The sequence below is a fragment of the Novosphingobium pentaromativorans US6-1 genome, assembly GCF_000767465.1.
Lineage (GTDB): Bacteria > Pseudomonadota > Alphaproteobacteria > Sphingomonadales > Sphingomonadaceae > Novosphingobium > Novosphingobium pentaromativorans.
On sequence record NZ_CP009291.1, the window covers coordinates 16,105 to 34,269 of the forward strand.

At 60.6% G+C, this 18,165-nt stretch carries 20 protein-coding genes; 10 read left to right on the top strand and 10 right to left on the bottom strand.

What is annotated here, in order from left to right:
• Positions 1 to 176: 176 nt before the first annotated feature.
• The 3 genes from istB to JI59_RS00090 all read right to left on the bottom strand — a co-directional run bounded on the left by istB (position 177) and on the right by JI59_RS00090 (position 3,003).
• Positions 177 to 944 carry an IS21-like element ISSsp5 family helper ATPase IstB gene (istB, locus tag JI59_RS00080; RefSeq protein ID WP_007011060.1) on the bottom strand — a complete coding sequence of 256 codons (768 nt, stop codon included), beginning with the start codon at positions 942 to 944 and terminating at the stop codon, positions 177 to 179.
• Positions 941 to 2,434, bottom strand: a complete 1,494-nt coding sequence (gene istA, locus JI59_RS00085; protein ID WP_011608156.1) for an IS21-like element ISSsp5 family transposase — start codon at positions 2,432 to 2,434, stop codon at positions 941 to 943. Before istA ends, istB begins: the two co-directional genes overlap by 4 nt.
• Positions 2,435 to 2,718: 284 nt before the next feature.
• Complete coding sequence (locus JI59_RS00090; protein WP_239000575.1) at positions 2,719 to 3,003, bottom strand: DUF6437 family protein; 285 nt, start codon at positions 3,001 to 3,003, stop codon at positions 2,719 to 2,721.
• A 272-nt stretch (positions 3,004 to 3,275) separates the two neighbouring features.
• On the opposite strand from JI59_RS00090, the gene JI59_RS00095 reads away from it, so the two are divergent.
• Entirely contained in the window at positions 3,276 to 3,512 is a 237-nt protein-coding gene (locus tag JI59_RS00095) for a hypothetical protein (protein WP_007011056.1), read from the top strand.
• Positions 3,513 to 3,614: 102 nt separating this feature from the next.
• On the opposite strand, the gene JI59_RS00100 is transcribed toward JI59_RS00095, so the two are convergent.
• Complete coding sequence (locus JI59_RS00100) at positions 3,615 to 3,809, bottom strand: hypothetical protein (protein ID WP_038576635.1); 195 nt, start codon at positions 3,807 to 3,809, stop codon at positions 3,615 to 3,617.
• A 441-nt stretch (positions 3,810 to 4,250) separates the two neighbouring features.
• Between JI59_RS00100 and JI59_RS00105 the strand changes: the two genes are divergently transcribed.
• The 4 genes from JI59_RS00105 to JI59_RS00120 all read left to right on the top strand — a co-directional run bounded on the left by JI59_RS00105 (position 4,251) and on the right by JI59_RS00120 (position 10,243).
• Positions 4,251 to 4,583, top strand: coding sequence for a ribbon-helix-helix protein, CopG family (locus JI59_RS00105; RefSeq protein ID WP_007011054.1), 333 nt, complete (start codon positions 4,251 to 4,253; stop codon positions 4,581 to 4,583).
• Entirely contained in the window at positions 4,573 to 6,957 is a 2,385-nt protein-coding gene (locus tag JI59_RS00110; RefSeq protein WP_007011053.1) for a type IV secretion system DNA-binding domain-containing protein, read from the top strand. The genes JI59_RS00105 and JI59_RS00110 overlap by 11 nt, the downstream gene beginning before the upstream one ends.
• A 37-nt stretch (positions 6,958 to 6,994) precedes the next feature.
• The gene (gene mobF / locus JI59_RS00115; protein WP_007011052.1) at positions 6,995 to 9,931 is read left to right on the top strand and encodes a MobF family relaxase; all 2,937 of its coding nucleotides are present in this window, start codon (positions 6,995 to 6,997) and stop codon (positions 9,929 to 9,931) included.
• A 72-nt stretch (positions 9,932 to 10,003) separates the two neighbouring features.
• Positions 10,004 to 10,243 carry a hypothetical protein gene (locus JI59_RS00120; protein ID WP_038576638.1) on the top strand — a complete coding sequence of 80 codons (240 nt, stop codon included), beginning with the start codon at positions 10,004 to 10,006 and terminating at the stop codon, positions 10,241 to 10,243.
• 33 nt (positions 10,244 to 10,276) lie between these two features.
• On the opposite strand, the gene JI59_RS00125 is transcribed toward JI59_RS00120, so the two are convergent.
• The 6 genes from JI59_RS00125 to JI59_RS00150 form a co-directional block, all read right to left on the bottom strand.
• The gene (locus JI59_RS00125) at positions 10,277 to 10,474 is read right to left on the bottom strand and encodes a DUF6961 family protein (protein WP_007011050.1); all 198 of its coding nucleotides are present in this window, start codon (positions 10,472 to 10,474) and stop codon (positions 10,277 to 10,279) included.
• Positions 10,474 to 10,782 (bottom strand): DUF5818 domain-containing protein, encoded by a 309-nt coding sequence (locus JI59_RS00130; RefSeq protein ID WP_038575234.1) that lies wholly within the window; start codon positions 10,780 to 10,782, stop codon positions 10,474 to 10,476. The genes JI59_RS00125 and JI59_RS00130 overlap by 1 nt, the downstream gene beginning before the upstream one ends.
• Positions 10,773 to 11,198: a thermonuclease family protein gene (locus JI59_RS00135; protein ID WP_007011048.1), complete on the bottom strand. Its 426-nt coding sequence runs from the start codon at positions 11,196 to 11,198 to the stop codon at positions 10,773 to 10,775. Before JI59_RS00135 ends, JI59_RS00130 begins: the two co-directional genes overlap by 10 nt.
• Before the next feature lie 11 nt (positions 11,199 to 11,209).
• A complete protein-coding gene (locus JI59_RS00140; RefSeq protein ID WP_007011047.1) occupies positions 11,210 to 11,854 on the bottom strand; it encodes a S24 family peptidase in 645 nt (214 codons plus the stop codon).
• A gap of 425 nt (positions 11,855 to 12,279) precedes the next feature.
• Positions 12,280 to 12,771, bottom strand: coding sequence for a PIN domain-containing protein (locus JI59_RS00145; RefSeq protein ID WP_038575236.1), 492 nt, complete (start codon positions 12,769 to 12,771; stop codon positions 12,280 to 12,282).
• A 3-nt stretch (positions 12,772 to 12,774) separates the two neighbouring features.
• Entirely contained in the window at positions 12,775 to 13,839 is a 1,065-nt protein-coding gene (locus JI59_RS00150) for a helix-turn-helix domain-containing protein (protein WP_007011045.1), read from the bottom strand.
• A 215-nt stretch (positions 13,840 to 14,054) separates the two neighbouring features.
• Here JI59_RS00150 and JI59_RS00155 point away from each other — a divergent pair, with 215 nt between their 5' ends.
• Genes JI59_RS00155 through JI59_RS00175 form a run of 5 tightly spaced genes read left to right on the top strand, consistent with a single transcriptional unit; the run spans position 14,055 to position 18,095 of the window.
• Complete coding sequence (locus JI59_RS00155; RefSeq protein WP_007011044.1) at positions 14,055 to 14,999, top strand: CBASS oligonucleotide cyclase; 945 nt, start codon at positions 14,055 to 14,057, stop codon at positions 14,997 to 14,999.
• A 3-nt stretch (positions 15,000 to 15,002) separates the two neighbouring features.
• Positions 15,003 to 15,497, top strand: a complete 495-nt coding sequence (locus tag JI59_RS00160) for an HORMA-1 domain-containing protein (RefSeq protein ID WP_007011043.1) — start codon at positions 15,003 to 15,005, stop codon at positions 15,495 to 15,497.
• On the top strand, positions 15,494 to 16,390 hold the full coding sequence (locus JI59_RS00165; RefSeq protein WP_007011042.1) for an AAA family ATPase: 897 nt from the start codon (positions 15,494 to 15,496) through the stop codon (positions 16,388 to 16,390). Before JI59_RS00160 ends, JI59_RS00165 begins: the two co-directional genes overlap by 4 nt.
• On the top strand, positions 16,390 to 17,553 hold the full coding sequence (locus JI59_RS00170; RefSeq protein ID WP_038575238.1) for a hypothetical protein: 1,164 nt from the start codon (positions 16,390 to 16,392) through the stop codon (positions 17,551 to 17,553). Before JI59_RS00165 ends, JI59_RS00170 begins: the two co-directional genes overlap by 1 nt.
• On the top strand, positions 17,553 to 18,095 hold the full coding sequence (locus tag JI59_RS00175) for a 3'-5' exonuclease (protein ID WP_038575240.1): 543 nt from the start codon (positions 17,553 to 17,555) through the stop codon (positions 18,093 to 18,095). Before JI59_RS00170 ends, JI59_RS00175 begins: the two co-directional genes overlap by 1 nt.
• The last annotated feature ends 70 nt before the right edge of the window (positions 18,096 to 18,165 follow it).

Here is an 18,165-nt window from a genome sequence, read left to right on the forward strand (position 1 = left end):
TCACGGTGACCCAGCCGCAGATTCCGAACTGAAGGCGAGCATTGCAGCCCACGTGTCAACGGCGGAGCAAAAGTCGGCCATGCGGCGGCGTAAAACCAGGCCACGGTGTTACATGCCGGGGGGAGTGGCGTGAGGGCGTAGCCCGAAGGCCACTCCCCCCGGCATTGGCTTGATTTTCAGGGTCTGGTTTTGGCCTTTCGGGCCCGGCTGTGAGCGAGGCGATAGCTTTCGCCGTTCATCTCGAGGATGCTGACGTGATGGGTCAGACGATCGAGGAGCGCGCCTGTGAGGCGCTCGGATCCGAAGGTTTCGGTCCATTCGTCGAAGGGCAGGTTGCTGGTGATCAAGGTGGAGCCGCGCTCATAGCGCTGGGAGATCAGCTCGAACAACAGTTCGGCACCGGTCTTGGAGAGCGGTACGAAGCCCAGTTCGTCAATGATGAGCAGCTTGTATCCGGCCATCTGCTTCTGGAAGCGCAGGAGACGCCGCTCGTCGCGCGCCTCCATCATCTCGCTGACCAGCGCCGCCGCAGTGGTGAAGCCCACCGACAGTCCTTTCTGGCATGCTGCCAGTCCGAGCCCCAAAGCTACGTGCGTCTTCCCGGTGCCCGATGGCCCCAGAGCGATGGCGTTCTCACGCCGCTCGATCCACTCGCAGCGCGCCATCTCGAGCACCTGCATCTTGTTGAGCCTGGGGATGACGGCGAAGTCGAAGCTATCGAGGCTTTTGACGGCGGGGAAGCGCGCGGCCTTGATGCGCCGCTCGACCATACGACGCTCCCTGTCGATCATCTCCATCTCGACGAGACGGGCGAGGAAGCGGATATGATCGACGCCTTCAGCGGCACATTGCCGGGCGAGCTTGTGATGCTCTCGCAGGCACGTAGGCAGCTTGAGGGCCTTGAGATGGTGAGCGAGAAGAATCTCCGGTGCCTGATCGCTCATGCGGCCTCCTGCCTGTCGCAGAGCAGGCTCAGATAGGCTCTGGCAACGGTCTTCTCGACCGTGGTGCGAGGCAGGAAGGGATAGATGTCCAGGTCCAGTCTGGGCGGTACGCGTTCGACCCGGCACAGGACGAGGTGCTTGACGGCATCGAAGCCGATGGCGCCAAGGGCGATGGCCTGTTCCACCGCCGCCTGGAGATCGGCGAGGGTGAACGTTTCCAGCAGGCGCAGCACCTGCACATATTCGCGCCTGCCATGTTTGTGCATGCGCCCTTCCATCAACCGCTGCAGCGTCCCGAACGCTTCGGGCAAATCCCAGCCCTGCAAAGGGGCGGCCTGGTCGAATGCGTTGATCTTCTGCTCGACCAGCGGGAGATAGTGGAGCGGGGCGAAGATAACCTCCTCGCGGGCATAGCAACGAGGATGACGGGCGATAACTTCGCTGCGGCATCCGATCACCACTTCATCGACATAGGCCCTGATCCAGACCTCCTGATGGCCCCAGACTACCGGAACCGAATAATCGTTGGTCTTGTAGCGCACCAGAGATTGCGAGGAGACCCGCCCGCTCGTCTGATCGCAGGCCTCGAAGGGTGTAGCGGGCAGAGGCTGCATGGCCGCCAGATCGCGCTGCAAGCGCTCACCGATCGTCTCGCTCTCCCCGCGCACCTTGTCCTGCTGGCGCTTGCGGCATTGCTCCTCCAGCCACAGGTTGAAGGCCTCCCAGGTCGGGAACTTCGGGATCGGCACCATGAAATTGCGGCGGCAGTAACCTACCAGCCCTTCCACATTGCCTTTCTCGTTCCCCTTGCCCGGGCGGGCATAGCGGTCGCGGATCACGTAATGCGACAGGAAAGCGCTGAACAGCGTGGCACGCTTGCGCGTGCCGTCTGGCAGGATTTTCGCCACAAGGCAGCGATCGTTGTCATAGACGATCGAGCGCGGCACCGCGCCGAAGAACGCGAAGGCATGGACATGTCCGTCCACCCAGGCCTCCGCCACCGCCGCCGGATAGGCTCGCACATAGCAGGCATCACTGTGCGGCAGATCGAGCGCGAAGAAGTAGGCTTTTTGCTCCACCCCGCCGATCTCCACCAGAGCTTCCCCGAAATCGGCCTGTGCATCTCCCGCCGGGTGCGCCAGCGGCACGAACATCTCCCGGCTGCGCTGCTCGCGCTCCCGGATGTAATCCTTGATGATCGTATAGCCGCCGGTGAAACCATGCTCGGTGCGCAAACGGTCGAATACCCGCTTCGCCGTATGGCGCTGCTTGCGCGGGACACCGCGATCCCCCTCAAGCCATCCATCGATGATCCCCACAAACCCGTCCAGCTTCGGGCGCTGCGGTGCAGACTGACGCCGGTAACCCGGCGGCGATGAAAACGACAGCATCTTGCGCACCGTATCGCGCGACACATTGAAACGCTTCGCCGCCGCCCGCTGGCTCATGCCATCCGCGCAAGCCAAACGGACCTGAAGATAAAGTTCCACGCTGTAGATCCCCACACCTCCCTGACTTGGCAGAAAGGCTTCAAGGTGGACGACTTTTACGCCGCCCGCAGCAGGACTATCCCGCCGCTAGCGTGGCCGAATATTGCTCCGCCGTTCTCAGCCGGGCGTCGAACAATGAGGGTGCGCCCGACATCGACGAGGACTGAGTTCCTTCCGCATATGACAAGGCTCCGATGGTTCGCGCCGTCGGGGCCTTTTTTTGTGCTCGCTGGCGTGAACGGCGGGGCGGGGCATCGAGCCCACACCCCGCCGCGGTTGAAGTGTCAGGCGGGGGAGAGCCGCTTGAGAGCATCGTCGATTCCGATGGTGACCGATGCGCGGATGAGCTGCTTCAGTTGCGCAGGTTCGATCGTCTCGGCTCCGCATTCGAGAAGAACCTTGCCCAGTTCGGCGGCAGCTTCATCACGGAGCTTGGCCTCCTGTGCATCGAGTTCTTCGCGCTGTTCACGCAGTTTCTTGAGCGCATTGCGCGCCCTCGGTTTGGACCTGGCCATGAGATTGTCCTTTCGCTGGCCGTTGGTCCCCTCCACGCGTGACAGTGCCAGCATGGGGCCATGTAGGAAAACGGTTTTTGCCGCGATGCCAGTGCTTTTCATGCTGACGTTGGAGAGGTCTCTCTCGCAGAAAGTCCAAGTGTGATGCGGGCTTTGGGGCCGCGTCAAGGACGACGGGGCCCCACCATTTTTACCGGGCAAGCCCGGCAAAAATCGTTTCCCCCATCGCCGCTTCGCGGCCGCGCTATGCGCGGTCCCTGACCCGGCCCGTCACCCACATCCTCGCAGCTCCTGATGCGACGCATCGAACATCAGGAGGAAAGATCATGTACGCTTCACTGAATATCGCGCAGGGTTCATTCCAGGCAGATCAGGCAGCTTTCGTTGCTGCACTCGACAAGGCTCATGCCCGGTCCCTTCACAGCTACTTCACCCAATATGTCCTGACCGATGGTGAGACAGGTTACATCGCGGTCGATGAGGGCGATTACGGCGCACTGCCCAAGTCCATGCTGGACCGGGTCATCGACACTGTGCCCGGAAAGCTGAGCGATGAATTCTGAGGCTACACACAAGGAGGAAGTCCGTCAGGGCTTCCTCCTTTCTTTTTGCTCGGGTCCCGTATTGTCGCTCCCGTAGGTTTCGCGCGAGCATTCCCTGCAGCATCAGCCCTCGGCGTCCGACGCATCGAATATCTCGAGCCGATCGGGCATGTCGAGTACCTTCATGGCCGCTGCTGAAATGGCTTCTGCCTTCGTCGGAAAGGCTTCTGCCGAACTGATCGACACGCCGCTCGAATAGGTCACGGTTGCCTGGAAACCATTGCCTTTGGGTGTCGCGCTCAGTGTTACGTCCGCCATATCCATGCTCCCGGTGGGATGCCCGCGACACCATTCTTCCTGCCGGCGGACTCGATCGATCTTTAACACAATCGGCAATCGAGCGGCATCGTCTTCATCCCTTGGTCTTGGGACTTCAAAACCGCCGATCCCGTGCTGGTCATAACACTGGAACCTACCCTCTAAGCTGGGGACGGAAGAGCACACCGTACGCGACAAATCGCAGGCGGTAGGCAGTAAAAAAGATAGTAAAGACAGTGTGTTGATGGATTTTTGCAAAAATGGCTGCTTCTCAACCAGAAATGAATGGTCGCCAATTCGCCAATCGGATTTGATTGAAGGCAGCCAGAAATGGCGTATTCCTGCGCATCTCGCATGTTCTTGACATGTTCTCGTTTCTGATTTAGACAATAACCGCCTTTCGCAGTGCGTTCCGGGCTCCTGACCACAAGGAGTCCGTGCATGACACGGCCAAAATCTCTCCAGGTACATGTCACCGTCGAGCTCGCTGAGCGGGTTCGTGCTGCAGCCAAGCGGCGCGATATCAGCGTCAGCGAATGGATCCGGTCGCTGCTTTCGCAGGCATGCGAAAACGACGATCTTGCATCGAAGCTCGAGACATCGGTCGACCGTGTCAGCCGCCAATCGGTGTTCACGATGGTCGGCGTCGATGCCCTTCTCGCAGGGCATGCCGATCACGGTCTGCGTGAGCGAGCCCATCAAGCCTACGCGCGCAAATGCAAGGAACTGGGGCTCACCGCAAATGCCGGCGAGGGAGGTTCCGATGAAGCGTAACCTCGTCAACTTCACGCGCGGAAGTCAGCTGCTCGGACACTTCAGCTTCATGTTTGCAGCAGGTCTCAAGGGGCCGCTGATCATCGCCGCCATCGGCATTTCCTGGACTAGCTGGTGGACCATTTCGGCAGGGCTGAGCGATCACGAAGCCTACCTCGTCTGGATGCGAATTTATGCTGCCATCTACGGCTTCATGGAGTTCGATCCGGCCAAACAGGTCGCACTCGAAACGGGGTTCGGAGGAACCGTCCAGATCCCCATCATTATGCTCGATGCCTATCCGCCGGTGATCCGTGCGTGGGATCATCTGCTCGACTTGCTGGGCGATGCTCTGGTGCGTTCGGCCTTGCTTCTCGTGCCGGCGTTCGTGCTGTTCTACTGGTTCGCAGCGCGCTTCGGCAGCCGTTCAAAAGAGCGCAAGCATGAGCGCGGGGCCATGCTCGTGACACTACCGGAACTGGTCGATGAGCTGCGCGGGCACAACCAGCGCGAGCGCGCCCGAGAGCTTTCGAGCGCCATGGGTTGGAAATGGCATCTGTGTTCGCCCAAGGAACTGTCTGCGGCATTTCCATACCGGCCCTCGCATCTTGCGACGGTTGTCTATCCCTGGCGGCTTGAACAGAGTCACGCCATGCTCATCGGGACCACCGGCATGGGCAAGACAGTCGCCATGTCGGACATGATTGCCGAAGCCCGCGCCAAGGGACAGCGCTGCGTCGTATTCGACCTAACCGGCGCTTTCATCGAACACTTCTACCAGGCCGACCGGGACATCATTCTGAACCCGCTCGACGCGCGCTGTCCGCAATGGTGCCTCTTCGACGAATGCCGCACCGAAGGTGAATTCTGGGCGGCAGCGGAAGCCCTCGTACCCCATGATGGGGGCGGGGAGGCGCAGTTCTGGGTTATCGCGGCGCGTGCCCTATTCGTCGAGTTCTGCCTCAAGCTGGTGGCCGAAGGGCGGGGCACCAATGCTGCGCTTGCCCGCGAACTGATGACCGCTGATCTCTCGCGGGTCCACGCAATGATGCGAGGCACGATCGCTGATCCCCTGACTGCTCCTGAAGCCGCGCGCATGGCGGAATCGATCCGGGCAGTGTTCAACGTGAACGCCAAGGCGCTGAAGCTCCTGCCCACTTCCGGGCGCCGCTTTTCGGTCCGCGACTGGATCGAGGAGGGCGCCCATGACGACGAAGGCACTAACGCCAAAAGAAGTGGCTCGATGGTCTTCATCTCCGCGCGCTACGTCGACATGAGCGTGTGCGCGCAGTTGCTCACGCTGTGGCTCGATACGGCGATGAACACGCTGATGACGATGCCGCGCACCAAGGACCTCAAATGCTGGTTCTTCATCGACGAGCTTGGCGCGCTTCACCGGCTCCCCGCTCTCGAGAAAGGCCTGCAGACAGCGCGCAATTTCGGCGGCGCAATCGTCACCGGCATCCATGCCTACGCCAAGCTCAAGGAGGTCTACGGTGAGAACATGGCGATGACGCTTGCATCGCTTGCCCGGACCAAATTGATCCTCGGTACGGCAGACCGCGAGACAGCTACCTGGTGTTCCGACTTCATCGGTCATCGCCAGGTTCGCGACATGGAAGAGGGCTACACCTATGGCTACAACAACGCTCGCGACGCCGTCAGCCTGACGCCGCGCAAGCATGTCGAGCCTTTGCTGCTGCCCGACCAGTTGATGAACCTGCCGCGCCTGTCAGGCTTCATCAAATTCCCGGACGGCTTTCCTGCAGCGCCGGTCCGTCTGAAGCCCATAGACCGGGAAAGAATCGCACATCTCTTCGTCGGCCGGGCCAAGGACCGACAGCCGATCCGACAAGTCGAAGGCAAGAGTGATGGCGGCGAGACAGCTGCCAATCCCCCAGCAAACCAGAGCGAACATCCTTCGTCGAACGATGACGGGGCAGGCAAGCCTGTCGTCCCAAAGCAAGGTAATCTTCCGCTAGAGCCGGTAGTCGAGGCGGATGCCGAGCAATTGCGCCAGCAGGCGGCGAAACAGGATGAGAAGGACATTCCCGACGGCCCCAGGAAGCCGTCAGGCAAGTCCGGTCAGCCACGAAAATCGTCGCCCAAAGCGCACGAGACAACGCCGCGTACTTCCCGTTCGCTGCTGCCGACGAATGCGGCGCTCCGCAAAGGCGATCATGCCGATGAGAAGCAGCCATCGAATAGCGTGAAGGAGGGACGCCGAAGCGACTTGCCGCGGGCCAATCCGCCCTCGGATAAGCCGCAAGCCGTCGATCGGACAGCCCAGCGCCAGCGAGAGGCAGAAGCCCGCAAGCTCATGCTCGAAGACGGCGTTCCCGAGCAGGATCAGCCTTCGCACGAGGGTCCCGATCTCGGCGATTTCGAACTGTGACGCACGAGGCAGACGCCGCCGGGCGGAGTGACGCCTGATGCTCTCTGTAGCCAATGTCCGCACTGCTGGCGGCGCTGCCAACTATTTTGCCGCTGACAATTACTATACCCGCGCCGATGCCGAGAGATCTGGTCAATGGCTTGGTAGAGGCGCGGAGACGCTTGGATTGCGAGGCGTTATCGAAGCCTCGCAGTTCGAGGCCGTGCTCAAGGGCATGCTGCCCGATGGCAGCCGTGTCGGGAGCGACAACAGGGCGCATCGCGCCGGCACCGACCTCACATTCTCGATGCCCAAGAGCTGGTCCATCCTTGCCCTTGTCGGCGGCGACAGGCGTATCCTCGATGCCTATGGCGCTGCCGTCCGCGAGACTCTGGCCTGGGCTGAGAAGAATCTCGCCGAAACCCGCATGGAGGTCCGAGGCAAGGAACGGGTGGTCGCGACGCGTAATCTCGTGATCGGGCTTTTCCAGCACGATACGAACCGCAATCAGGAGCCCAACGCGCACTTTCACGCCGTGGTTGCCAATGTAACCCAGGGGCCCGATGGCAAATGGCGAGCGCTGAGAAATGACAAGATTTGGGAGCACAACACGCTGCTCAATGCCATGACCATGGCGCGCTTCCGCTTGGCCGTAGAAAAGCTCGGCTACCAGGTTGGGGAATACGGCAAGCATGGCAATTTCGAAGCGGTGGGCGTTCCCAAACCCGTGCGTGATGCCTTCAGTTCGCGCCGCGCCGAGATCCTCGACAAGCTTTCGACGATGGAAGGCAAGGGCCTCGCGGCGCGCAATGCGGCCAATCTGATGACCCGGGCGGACAAAGGGCCGGTGGCAGACCGCCAGGCTCTCGTGGACCAATGGCGCGAGGCAGCAGCACAGTTGGGCGTTGATCCGAGGCTTGTCATTTCAAAGGCCAATGCACGGGCCACCACCGACATTGGCTCCGTCTCCGGAATTGGAAATTCGGTCCGATCGATCGGTCAGCGGGCGCGCCTTTTGGCTGCGACCTTCGCGGAGCATCTGGGGCTACGTCAGGGCGACCCGCTTGTGCCTCGCGACATGGAGCGCCGGACGCCCGAACAGATCGCCGCCGTTCATGCGGTCGCATCGGCAATCCGGCATTTGGGCGAGCGCGAGGCGGCGTTCTCGCGGACTGAGATATATCGCTCAGCGCTAGGCTTTGCCTTGCCCACCACGCTCCCCGACATCGAACACCGCGTCGACCAGTTGCTGCGCCAGGGCCACCTGCAAAAAGGCAAGGGTGCAGATCGCAATCTTGTCACGACCCGCGATGCGATCGGGCTCGAACAGCGCATCATCGCCGCCGTCGAAACCGGACGTGGCCATGGGTCTGCCGTGGTCGAAGCTGATGTGGCCGGAGAGCGGCTACAGGCGCTCTCTCAGCTCAAATATGGCCTGACCTTGAACCCTGGCCAGGAAGGGGCAGGGCGCCTGCTTCTCGCCTCGCACAACCGGATTGTCGCCATTCAGGGTGTGGCGGGCGCCGGCAAGAGTACCGTCCTCAAACCTGTGGCGGACATCTTGCGCGAGGAAGGCAGGTCCGTGCTCGGGCTCGCAGTCCAAAACACGCTCGTGCAGATGCTTGAACGTGACACCGGCATTCCCTCGATGACGGTCGCGCGCTTTCTACGCCAACATCAGGGCCTTCTGGAAGGAGCAGACCAGGCGAGGCTTGCCGAAGCTCGCGCGTCTCTCCGCGGTACCACGGTGCTACTCGACGAAGCCTCGATGGTCGGCAATGCCGACAAGGAAAAGCTGGTGCGCCTCGCCAACCTGCTTCAGCTCGACCGCTTCGCCAGCATAGGGGACAGGAAGCAATTGGGCGCTGTCGATGCGGGCAAACCCTTCGACGTCATGCAGAAGGCAGGCGTCGAAACCGCCACCATGAACACCAATCTCCGGGCCCGCGATAAGGCGTTGCGCGACGCTCAATATGCAGCGCAGGGCGGAAATATCGACGAGGCCTTGCGACATCTTGGCCCGCATGTTGTCGCGTCGGGCAATACAGCTGCCGTTGACGCCGCGGCGGCCTGGCTATCGCTTTCGCCTGCAGAGCGGGAGGTGACCGCGATTTATGCTTCGGGTCGCAACTTGCGCGGACAGGTGAATGAAGCAGTCCAAATCGGGCTCAAGGCCAATGGCGAATTGGGACCGGGTTCGTTGGGTCTCACTGTGCTGTCGCGCGTCAACCTTACGCGTGAGGAAATGCGCTATTCGCGCAGCTATGCAGCCGGCATGGTGCTCGAAGTCGACCGCCGGCAAAGGGGGCAGGGGCTACAGAAAGGCCGCTATGAAGTGGTCGAAACCGATCCAACCCGCGAACACGTGATGCTACAGAACGAGCGGGGCAAGCGCTTTGAATTCCGGCCGGGCCAGATGCGACCGCAAGGTGAGCAGGATCCGCTACGTCTGTTTGAGGTTCGCCCACTAGAAATCCACGATGGTGACCGCATTCGCTGGACGGCGACGGATCACAAGCGCGGACTGCTCAACGCCGATCAGGCGCGCATCGTGGCGGTTGATGCCAAGGGCGTCACGGTGAAGACCTCGCTTGGCGCCGAACACCGGCTGGGGCTGAGCGACCCCATGCTCGAGCGTCTTGATCTCGCTTACGCGCTCAACGCGCACATGGCGCAGGGCCTGACCTCCAACCGCGGGATTGCCGTCATGGACAGCCGCGAACGCAATCTTGCCAACCAGCAGACATTTCTCGTGACGATAACCCGCCTGCGCGATGGTCTGACCCTGTTTGTCGACAATGCGGGCAAGCTCGAAGCAGCTGTTGAGCGCAATCCGGGAATGAAACGCTCGGCTCTCGAGACAGTCAATCAGCTGCGCGATGCGGCAGCAATGGGCCAGGCGAAGGGCAAGGCGTCTGATCGTTCGCAAGAACCGGCTCGCGAGCCGCCCGAACTCGATCGCTCGATCACCAAGCCCTTCGAAATCGGGATCTGACACAGCGCCTATCCGCATGGGTGCATATGGCACCGGTTGACTGTTAGTTCTGTTTTTGTTCTCATGGTGACCATGTCCCGAATCGCCGATGAAATCCTGTTCACGCATATCGAAGTCGCGCTTGCGGTTGCGTCTGAAGCAACGCTTGTCGGGCTCGGCGCTGACGATCCGCGAACCCAGCGCAATGCTCGTCTCGATCTCGCGCGCCATCTGGTCGAACGCATGCAGGGCTTGGAGATTGAAGGTGGGACGAATGCAGGCAGGAGCTCTCAGCGCACTCTCTTTCCGGGCGATCTATCGCCGATAGGCTAACCGTTGTTGAAACTTGGCTGAGGCCGTTCTGGTTTATTGAAGCTGGTTCGGGCCATCCTTGCCCATCAGCTCCGCTACGCGTTGGGCGATGGCTTTCCAAGTGGCGATGCCCGCCTCGTCCCGTGCCAGTGCGAGCACGCCGATCTGCTCGGCAACATGAAGCGGTGCATTTTCACCGTGGGTCTTCAGGACCTGGTCGGCACAAGCCCAGAGTTCCCAATCGCTCAGCATCAGCCGAGACGTCCAACAAGGCCGAGGAAAAACGCGATCAAACCATAGCCCACGACACTACTGGCGAGGAGCAGTTCAATATTGAAATTGGAGCGAGGAGGGCGGAGTTGTCCTGCTGGCCAGATCTGATCGCAGATGAGCTCGTTGAACCCGGCGCGGCGTCCGCAGACTTCCACTTCGCATCCGAGCAACCGGCGTGCTCCACGCCCGGTGTCGAGCTCCCACACTCCGCCGCCCGAATGCAGTTCAAGTCCGAAGGGGCCTTCGGCAAGAAGGCCTGTCAGACAGAGTTCCGGGCCTAGCGGCATGCGGGCCCTTTCCAGTAGCGATCCCAACGCAGCACTGTGCGTGTCTGGATCATCGAGCAGGAGAGATCGGCTCCGTTCGGCAGTCGGCACCAGGCAGCCGTCCGGTTGCCTCCTGCCGAACCTTCCGACCGGCATGTCAATCTCGCTCCACGAACCACGACGTGCCCTGTCGAGATTGTCCCTCGAGGGCCGCCAAGAAGATCGACGAGCGCGTCGCGCGTTTCGATAGCCGACGCGTCGGGGCAGGGCTGGTTGGTCCGGCATGTTCCGTCCATTTCGCGCGCGGCGATCCCGGCGATGCGGACATGGGGGCCTTCGGCGCACCATATGGGCCCGTCGCCATCCCAGACATGCGTGGGTGTGCAGGTAAAGGTCTGGCCGGCAGCGACGATCGAGGCAGCGAGGATGGCAAGCATTGGCGAGCTACCTAGCGAAGCGCGCGGCCGAACCAAAGCACGCGGCCGACAATATTGATCGTCCGCTTCTCCAGTCCGCGCCAACTGGGATAGGCCGGATTGTCGCTGAGCACCGAGACCCGCTTGCCTTGCGGCTCGATTGCGACCCGCTTGACGCTGAGCATGTCATCCATGCGCAGCACATAGATCCCGTCGCGCAGCCGCGACTGTCCATCATTGAGATCGACCATGACTTCATCGCCGTCATGTAAGGTCGGCTCCATCGAATCCCCGTGCACGGCGATGATCGAAAGGCTCGTCGCCTTGCTTGCGGTCAGACGGCGCAGCCACTTCTCGTCGAACCCGAACTGGGCGCATTTGGATTCCATTTCGGCCAAAGCGCCGTGCCCCGCCGAGGCTTCGACATCGAGAACCGGTACATGGACCAGTTCGACGACCGGGCCGGATCGCCGCTCGGGCGCACCGAGGATCTTCTCGTCCACGCCGAAGAAACGGGCGAGCACGGAGCGGTCCTGCTCGTCCAGTTGGCGGGGACTGCCGCGGCGGATGTATTGCTGGATGTAGGCCGCGTTGCGCCCAAGAAGGCGGGAGATCGAGGAGTAATTACAGCCTCGTTGCTGGATCAGATCGTCCAGGGCTTTGCGTGCATCTTCCATCGCGGCAGGTCCTATCGCATCCGTCTAGGAAATTCGATCCTAGACTCTAGGAAGCCTTCCTAATAAGAACATACCAAGAACACAAGCGGAAAGCGAGTCGAAGGCGATGGAGCTCCTGGACCAGATCGAGGGTTATTTGGCGCGAACCGGTACGAAGGCCAGCATGTTTGGTAGGCTGGCCGTCGGGGACCCCCGGTTTGTTCAGGATCTTCGCGAAGGTCGCCGGCCGAGACGTAAGACGCAGGAGCGGGTGAGGCAATTTCTGGCGGAAAGGGGCTGAGCTCCTACTGTCTGCTCTCGCCAACAAAACGGTCGTTGATCTGCCCAGATTGCACTGTTCGGAACCGTCAATCATTCAGGAGTTACGGACAATGGCAACGGAGCCGATTGCCATCCGGCTGCCCTGGGGCGTCACGACAGCATCGTCAGACTGAGTAACGATTGAGGCGCACACGTACTTCGGCTGCCGGCAATCGGCAGCGCGGATGCGTCGAGATCGTCGTCAGCCCTGCATGCAACTGCGTATAGCCAAGCACTTCATGTTCCTCGAAGCGGTCGCATAGCCAGAGCAGGCCATGCGTTTCAACTCCGCTATCGGCCGCAAGGCGCCTCAGAGCACCATCGCCGGTCAGCAGCGCCCAACGCCGCTGCTCGGCAATCGCAAAGGCAAAGGTGTCGGGCGCGGATAGAACTGTGCGCTCCCGGCGTACGGCAATGGCACGCGTTAGTTCGGCAGGGTCAAGTTCTTGGATAATCAGACCGAGTGCAACCAATCGATCGCCTAGCTCCCCTCGCAGTTCTCGGTGAAACAGCAGATCGGGAACCGCGAATGCATAGGGCAGGCGAAAGAGGTCTTCGAGAAACCCGCCTCGTTCCAGATCGATAATCACAGAAGTATCCGAAACGAGGACGGGCAAAGGCTACACCATGTTCTGATCCAGTCGCGCATCGAGCTCGCGCACGGAAATGCCGAGCAGTTCCGCTGCCCGAGCCTCTCCAATTACTTGCTCTGCCAATGCTCTATAGCACAGCCGTTCGAACCGGCGAGGCTCCTCTTCTTCAGGTTCCATCCGCGCTGGTTCCTCATAAGGCGGCGAGCGCCAGCCCCGTTCGGCGAATATGCGGAACAGTTTTCCCAGTGACGCCTGGCTCAAGATGCCCACGTCCTTGCAGCGATAAGCCAGCGCCTGGATGCTCACGCCAAATCGTTCCTTGAGCGCAACCAATTCGCCAATGCTGATTGACGATCGATGAACGCCGACCTCTGAACGCAGCACATCGGCCGGCATCAGAAAGGCACCGGCAAAGCGATGCGCTGCCTTCTCTTCGTCGACACCGCCTTCGGGTGCCAGAACCATATGGCCAAGTTCATGTGCAAGATTGAATCTCTTGCGCTCGGACCACGAACTCTTTTTGATGACGATCACTCGTGAGGCAGCCCGGTCTTTGCGTCTAACCTTGGCGGCCAGCCCGTCGATCTCGTCGAGATCGAGCGACATCACCTTTATCCCGCGCTCTTCCAGCAGTTCCGACAGCTTGGGAATGGGATCATTGCCCAGCCCCCAGTCCTCGCGCACCGAGCGCGCCGCGTCTTCCGCATCCCGCAAATCTGCAACCGGATGCGGCGCGCTGCGCGGCTGCTCCCAATCGACGCTGCGCAGGTTGAGCATGTCCTCAACTGCCAGATAGCGTTCGAGCATATGGATCGTGCGCGCTTCGAGCTGGGCTTCCTCGCGCGCCGAAGCGATCGCCTTCTTGCGAAAGTCGACCCCTTCGAGCTCGAGTTCCTCTGCGCTCAGCAGATAATCGACCGACACGCCCAATGCATCGGCAAGCGCAATCAGCACACCCGAACCCGGCATGGCCTCGTCGCGCTCATATTTGCCGATGGCCTGGGCGGACACGCGGTTGTCGATCGCCTCAGCGAGCCCGCGCAGCGACAGGCCGGCGGCCGAGCGCGCCACCTTGAGCTTGCGTCCTATCATATCGACCTCCTGCGATGCAGTTTACAAAATGCCATATAGAAATATTTTTGTAAACCGAAACCCCTTGAAATGGGTTAATGCTATCCTACATGCGCAATTATGAGGCCCGAAAATATCGGGTTTGTAAACCGAAGCGCGATGAAACGCCCCGCAGCCGGGACCCGATACCGGCGCAACCGGCGAGCCAGCGCGCGAATGTTCAGGGAGTGCCCACAATGGCATTGAGCAATACCGCGCTGCGCTATTACGACAGCAATGTGCTTCGCCTGCCGGCGGACAAGCGCAAGGAATATCACGAGCAAGTCGACCGTCTGGTCACGGAATTGTGCAAGTCGCTGCGCAACCGGACCGAGGTCAAGATCACCAAGGTCGTCAAGGCCGGTTCCTTCGCCAAATACACCATCCTGCGCAAGACTTCGGTCGACCCGGTTGATGTCGATGTAGTGGTTTATATCGCCGACAGGGATGCGGACCACGAAACTCTGCAAAGCCTCAACGACACGATCTACGAACTGCTGATCAAGCAATATCCGACCAAGTCGGTTGAAGACTTCGAAATCCAGCGCAAGGCCGCAACCGTCACCTTCGCTGGCACCGGCCTCAGCGTCGACATCGTGCCGGTGATCGAAGATCCCGACCGGCCCGGCTATGGCTGGCAGTTCGACCTTCAAACCGGCGATCCGGTCGAGACCTGCGCACCTGGCCAGATCAAGTTCGTGCGCGACCGCAAGGATGTGGACGGCGACTTTCGCACGCTCGTGCGCATGGCCAAGAAATGGCGCAACCACCATAGCATTACCAAGCTCAAATCCTTCACCATCGAACTGATCATGGCCCATGTGCTCGATACGCAGGGCACTGGCGGCAGCATCGAACAGCGCTTCCGCAATTTCCTGCTCTATATCGCCCAGTCGGGTCTCCTGGACGAGATCAGCTTTCCTGAAAACACCCTCCCGCTCGGCGAGTTCAACGACGCGGTGGTGATCCTCGATCCAGTGTCCAGCCAGAACAATGTGGCCAGCCGCCTGTCCGAGCAGGAACGGCGCGACATCGTCGCGGCCGCGAACGAGGCTTGGGAAACTGCCAGCTTCGCCTCTGCGGAAAACGACAATGAGGTCTGGAAAGAGATTTTCGGCCCGCGCTTCAAGACGGAGGACTGAGCAATGAGCCAGACCGCAACCAGGACCAGCACTTACACCACGGCCGATATCGAGAAGGTCGTCACCCGTGTGCGTGCCGACCTGATGATGATCGGTGACAGTACGGGCGCATGGACCCCCGAAAAGGCGCGCCAATATGCGCACGACATCGAACTGCTCGCCAAGGAAGGCTATCTCAAATCCGTCGATGTCACCCTCTTCAGCGGCGACACCGAAATCTGCGCCACGCGCTTCGAGGTCAATACAGACGCATCAAGCTGGACGTCGAGCCGCCCCGGCGGGGTTTTGTGGCCCCGTATCGCCAATTCCTACCTTCGCATCATCCTCTCCTATACGAGTGACTACGACGACGAAGCGCGGGCCAGAATGAAATCCAAGCTCGACATCAACTGGGTTAAGTCGACAGACGATACCAGCCACTGGATGCTGACCAACAAGGGTGGGCGAGACTATGCCAGCAACAGCTATGGCGTGCAGCGCAAGGACTGGGCAGCATGAGCGAACCAAGCCCCTTCGAGAAAGAGACGGCGCTCCCCGACGAACTGCTGTTCGCGCGGGAGAAGACCCTGCTGGGCTTCAAGCCCCGCTTCGATAAAATTCATGACCAGCTGCGCCTGTTGCTCAATAGCGGCGAACTGCAGGCGTGGAACAATAAGCACCACAAGGGCAAGCTTGCGGTGACCGAGCTTGTCGCCGAACAATATCCGCTCGTGATATTTCATGGCGATATCGGGACCGGCAAGACCGCTATGGCTGAATGTATCGCCAATCGCCTTGTTGCCGAATCCCGCAGCGAGGATTCGATCCTCTTCAAGCTCAGCAACCGCGTTCGTGGCGGCGGCCTCGTCGGTGAAATGGGCACGCTCTTGGCCGATGCCTTCCATAAGGTAGCGCAATCGGCTGGCAAGCATCGCCGCGCCATTCTGATCATCGACGAGGGCGACAGTCTCGGTGCCTCCCGCGTGCAGGAGCACAGCCACCATGAAGACAAGGTAGCGGTTAATACGCTCATCCAAGGCGTTGATCGACTGCGTGACTATGGCGGCCGCGTCGTTGTTTTCCTCTGCACCAACCGCCTCTCGGTCCTCGACCCGGCCCTGCGGCGCCGCGCAGCGATCATCGAGGAATTCCGTCGACCGGACGCAGAGCAGCGCAAGGCGCTGTTCGAAATGGACCTCGGCGCGCTCGAACTCGACGCGATACAACTTGAGGCACTTGTCAAGGCGACGGGCGAGCAGAACGATAACCCCGCCTGGACCTATTCGGACATTCGCACCCGCCTCTATCCCCGCGCCTTGTCCATGGCCTTTCCGGCGCAGGCGTTGAACTACGATCACCTGATCGAGGCAGCGCAGACCCTCAAGGCCTCGCCGGTTATGGAGGATCGGTGATGGCTCGCTTGCCGCTCGCCGGACGTCGCATCCACATTGCAGGCAGCATCAGCCCCGATCCGAAGATCGCAACCAAGGTCGATGTCGAAGCCGCGCGGCAGCTGGTCGAAGGCCTTGTCAGGACGCTGATCAAGCGCGGTGCCAACTTTGTCATTCCAATAGACGTCGACAAGCGCCGCGATGCCGACGCCATGCCGATCTGTTTCGACTGGCTTGTCTGGCAGACGCTACATGCCAATCTCGTTCGGCGCCCCGGCGACATTGCCGGCCCGCTCGCCATCGCGGTCCAGCACTACAAGACCGAAGACCAGATCCCCGAGGATCAGGCGCAGCTATGGGATCGGTTGCGCGATAGCCCGCTGGTCGAGGTCGAAAACGCCGCGCAATGGAACATGAACAGCAAGCGGATGGAAATCCAGGCGCGATCAGGCGATATCTTGATCACGCTCGGTGGCGGTGAAGGAGTGCTCTATCTCGCCAATCTCTATCATGCCGCGGGCAAGCCAGTGATACCGCTCGATCTGCCTCTCACCACAGACCATGAAGGGGCACGCCAGCTCTATCGGTTCGGGCTGCAGCCCGCTCAAGCCGAACGTCTGTTCCGCACAAATGACGACCAAAATTCGCATGCCTGGCTCAATCGCATCCGCTTCCCGGCAAGGCAGAAAGTCGACGAGCGAGTTAATCAATTCATCGAACTGCTCGAAGCATTGGAGCCGCCGCGGGCCTTCGCTGTCCGGCTGCTCAATAACAAGCACCCGGACTATCGCCCGGTCGAAGACCATTTTGAGACCGTCGTTCGCCCGATCATCGAGGGCGAATTGGGCTATCGTCTTGTCGTGATCGATGGCGAACAGGCCTTCGACTATCCTCGCGTCGACCAGGAGATTTTCGAAAAGCTTCATCGTAGCAGAGTGGTACTGGCCGACATCACCGGCGGGCGCCCCAATTGCTTTCTTGAACTCGGCTATGCTTTCGGGCGCGCGCTACCGACGATGGTAATGGGACGTGCTGGCACGGACTTGCCTTTCGACATTACGACCTTTTCTGGCCTCCTTTGGGATGACAGTTTATCGCTGAAGGAGCGTCGGGATGCGTTTCGAACCCACTGGCAGGCGATCCGCAATCGTCCGCCCCTGGTCTCCCCGGAGCCTTTGATCTGATGACTGTGTCCGAGGAGATATTCATATCGGTCGATGTTGAGACATCGGGGCCGATCCCCGGTGAATTCAGTCTGCTCTCGATTGGCGCCTGCGCCGTCGATAGGCCCGAACAACGTTTCGAATGCCTACTGAAGCCGATCACAGACCAAGCCGATCCCAAGGCGCTTGAGGTCAGCGGCTTATCGCTCGAGATCCTGCAACACACCGGGCTAGAGCCCGTCCAAGCCATGGAGCGCTTCGAGAGCTGGGTTGGCCAGATGGCCGGAGAGACTGGCACCCCCGTATTTGTCGGCTTCAACGCGCCTTTCGACTGGTCCTTCGTGAACTACTATTTTCACCGTTTTCTTCGCCACAATCCGTTCGGCTTCACCGCCCTCGACATCAAGGCCTACTACATGGGATCTGCCGGAACGAGCTGGGAGGCGACCCGCTCAAGCAAGATGCGCGAGCAGTTGGGTGCAGCCCTGGAAGGCGATCACGATCCGCTCAACGATGCGCTCGCGCAGGCGGAACTCTTTCGTCTGGCACGCGCGAAGAGGTGACACAACGAGATGTCATTGCGGGTGATACCAACGTGCGTGGTCAGAAGTAGCTCTGAGAACAGAAAATCAG

What these genes read in the sequence shown, in the direction of transcription:
- istB (WP_007011060.1), bottom strand. Translation starts at nt 944, where the DNA reads ATGAGCGATCAGGCACCGGAGATTCTTCTCGCTCACCATCTCAAGGCC.
- JI59_RS00090 (WP_239000575.1), bottom strand. Translation starts at nt 3,003, where the DNA reads ATGCTGGCACTGTCACGCGTGGAGGGGACCAACGGCCAGCGAAAGGAC.
- JI59_RS00095 (WP_007011056.1), top strand. Translation starts at nt 3,276, where the DNA reads ATGTACGCTTCACTGAATATCGCGCAGGGTTCATTCCAGGCAGATCAG.
- JI59_RS00100 (WP_038576635.1), bottom strand. Translation starts at nt 3,809, where the DNA reads ATGGCGGACGTAACACTGAGCGCGACACCCAAAGGCAATGGTTTCCAG.
- JI59_RS00105 (WP_007011054.1), top strand. Translation starts at nt 4,251, where the DNA reads ATGACACGGCCAAAATCTCTCCAGGTACATGTCACCGTCGAGCTCGCT.
- JI59_RS00110 (WP_007011053.1), top strand. Translation starts at nt 4,573, where the DNA reads ATGAAGCGTAACCTCGTCAACTTCACGCGCGGAAGTCAGCTGCTCGGA.
- mobF (WP_007011052.1), top strand. Translation starts at nt 6,995, where the DNA reads ATGCTCTCTGTAGCCAATGTCCGCACTGCTGGCGGCGCTGCCAACTAT.
- JI59_RS00120 (WP_038576638.1), top strand. Translation starts at nt 10,004, where the DNA reads ATGTCCCGAATCGCCGATGAAATCCTGTTCACGCATATCGAAGTCGCG.
- JI59_RS00125 (WP_007011050.1), bottom strand. Translation starts at nt 10,474, where the DNA reads ATGCTGAGCGATTGGGAACTCTGGGCTTGTGCCGACCAGGTCCTGAAG.
- JI59_RS00130 (WP_038575234.1), bottom strand. Translation starts at nt 10,782, where the DNA reads ATGCCGCTAGGCCCGGAACTCTGTCTGACAGGCCTTCTTGCCGAAGGC.
- JI59_RS00135 (WP_007011048.1), bottom strand. Translation starts at nt 11,198, where the DNA reads ATGCTTGCCATCCTCGCTGCCTCGATCGTCGCTGCCGGCCAGACCTTT.
- JI59_RS00140 (WP_007011047.1), bottom strand. Translation starts at nt 11,854, where the DNA reads ATGGAAGATGCACGCAAAGCCCTGGACGATCTGATCCAGCAACGAGGC.
- JI59_RS00150 (WP_007011045.1), bottom strand. Translation starts at nt 13,839, where the DNA reads ATGATAGGACGCAAGCTCAAGGTGGCGCGCTCGGCCGCCGGCCTGTCG.
- JI59_RS00155 (WP_007011044.1), top strand. Translation starts at nt 14,055, where the DNA reads ATGGCATTGAGCAATACCGCGCTGCGCTATTACGACAGCAATGTGCTT.
- JI59_RS00160 (WP_007011043.1), top strand. Translation starts at nt 15,003, where the DNA reads ATGAGCCAGACCGCAACCAGGACCAGCACTTACACCACGGCCGATATC.
- JI59_RS00165 (WP_007011042.1), top strand. Translation starts at nt 15,494, where the DNA reads ATGAGCGAACCAAGCCCCTTCGAGAAAGAGACGGCGCTCCCCGACGAA.
- JI59_RS00170 (WP_038575238.1), top strand. Translation starts at nt 16,390, where the DNA reads ATGGCTCGCTTGCCGCTCGCCGGACGTCGCATCCACATTGCAGGCAGC.
- JI59_RS00175 (WP_038575240.1), top strand. Translation starts at nt 17,553, where the DNA reads ATGACTGTGTCCGAGGAGATATTCATATCGGTCGATGTTGAGACATCG.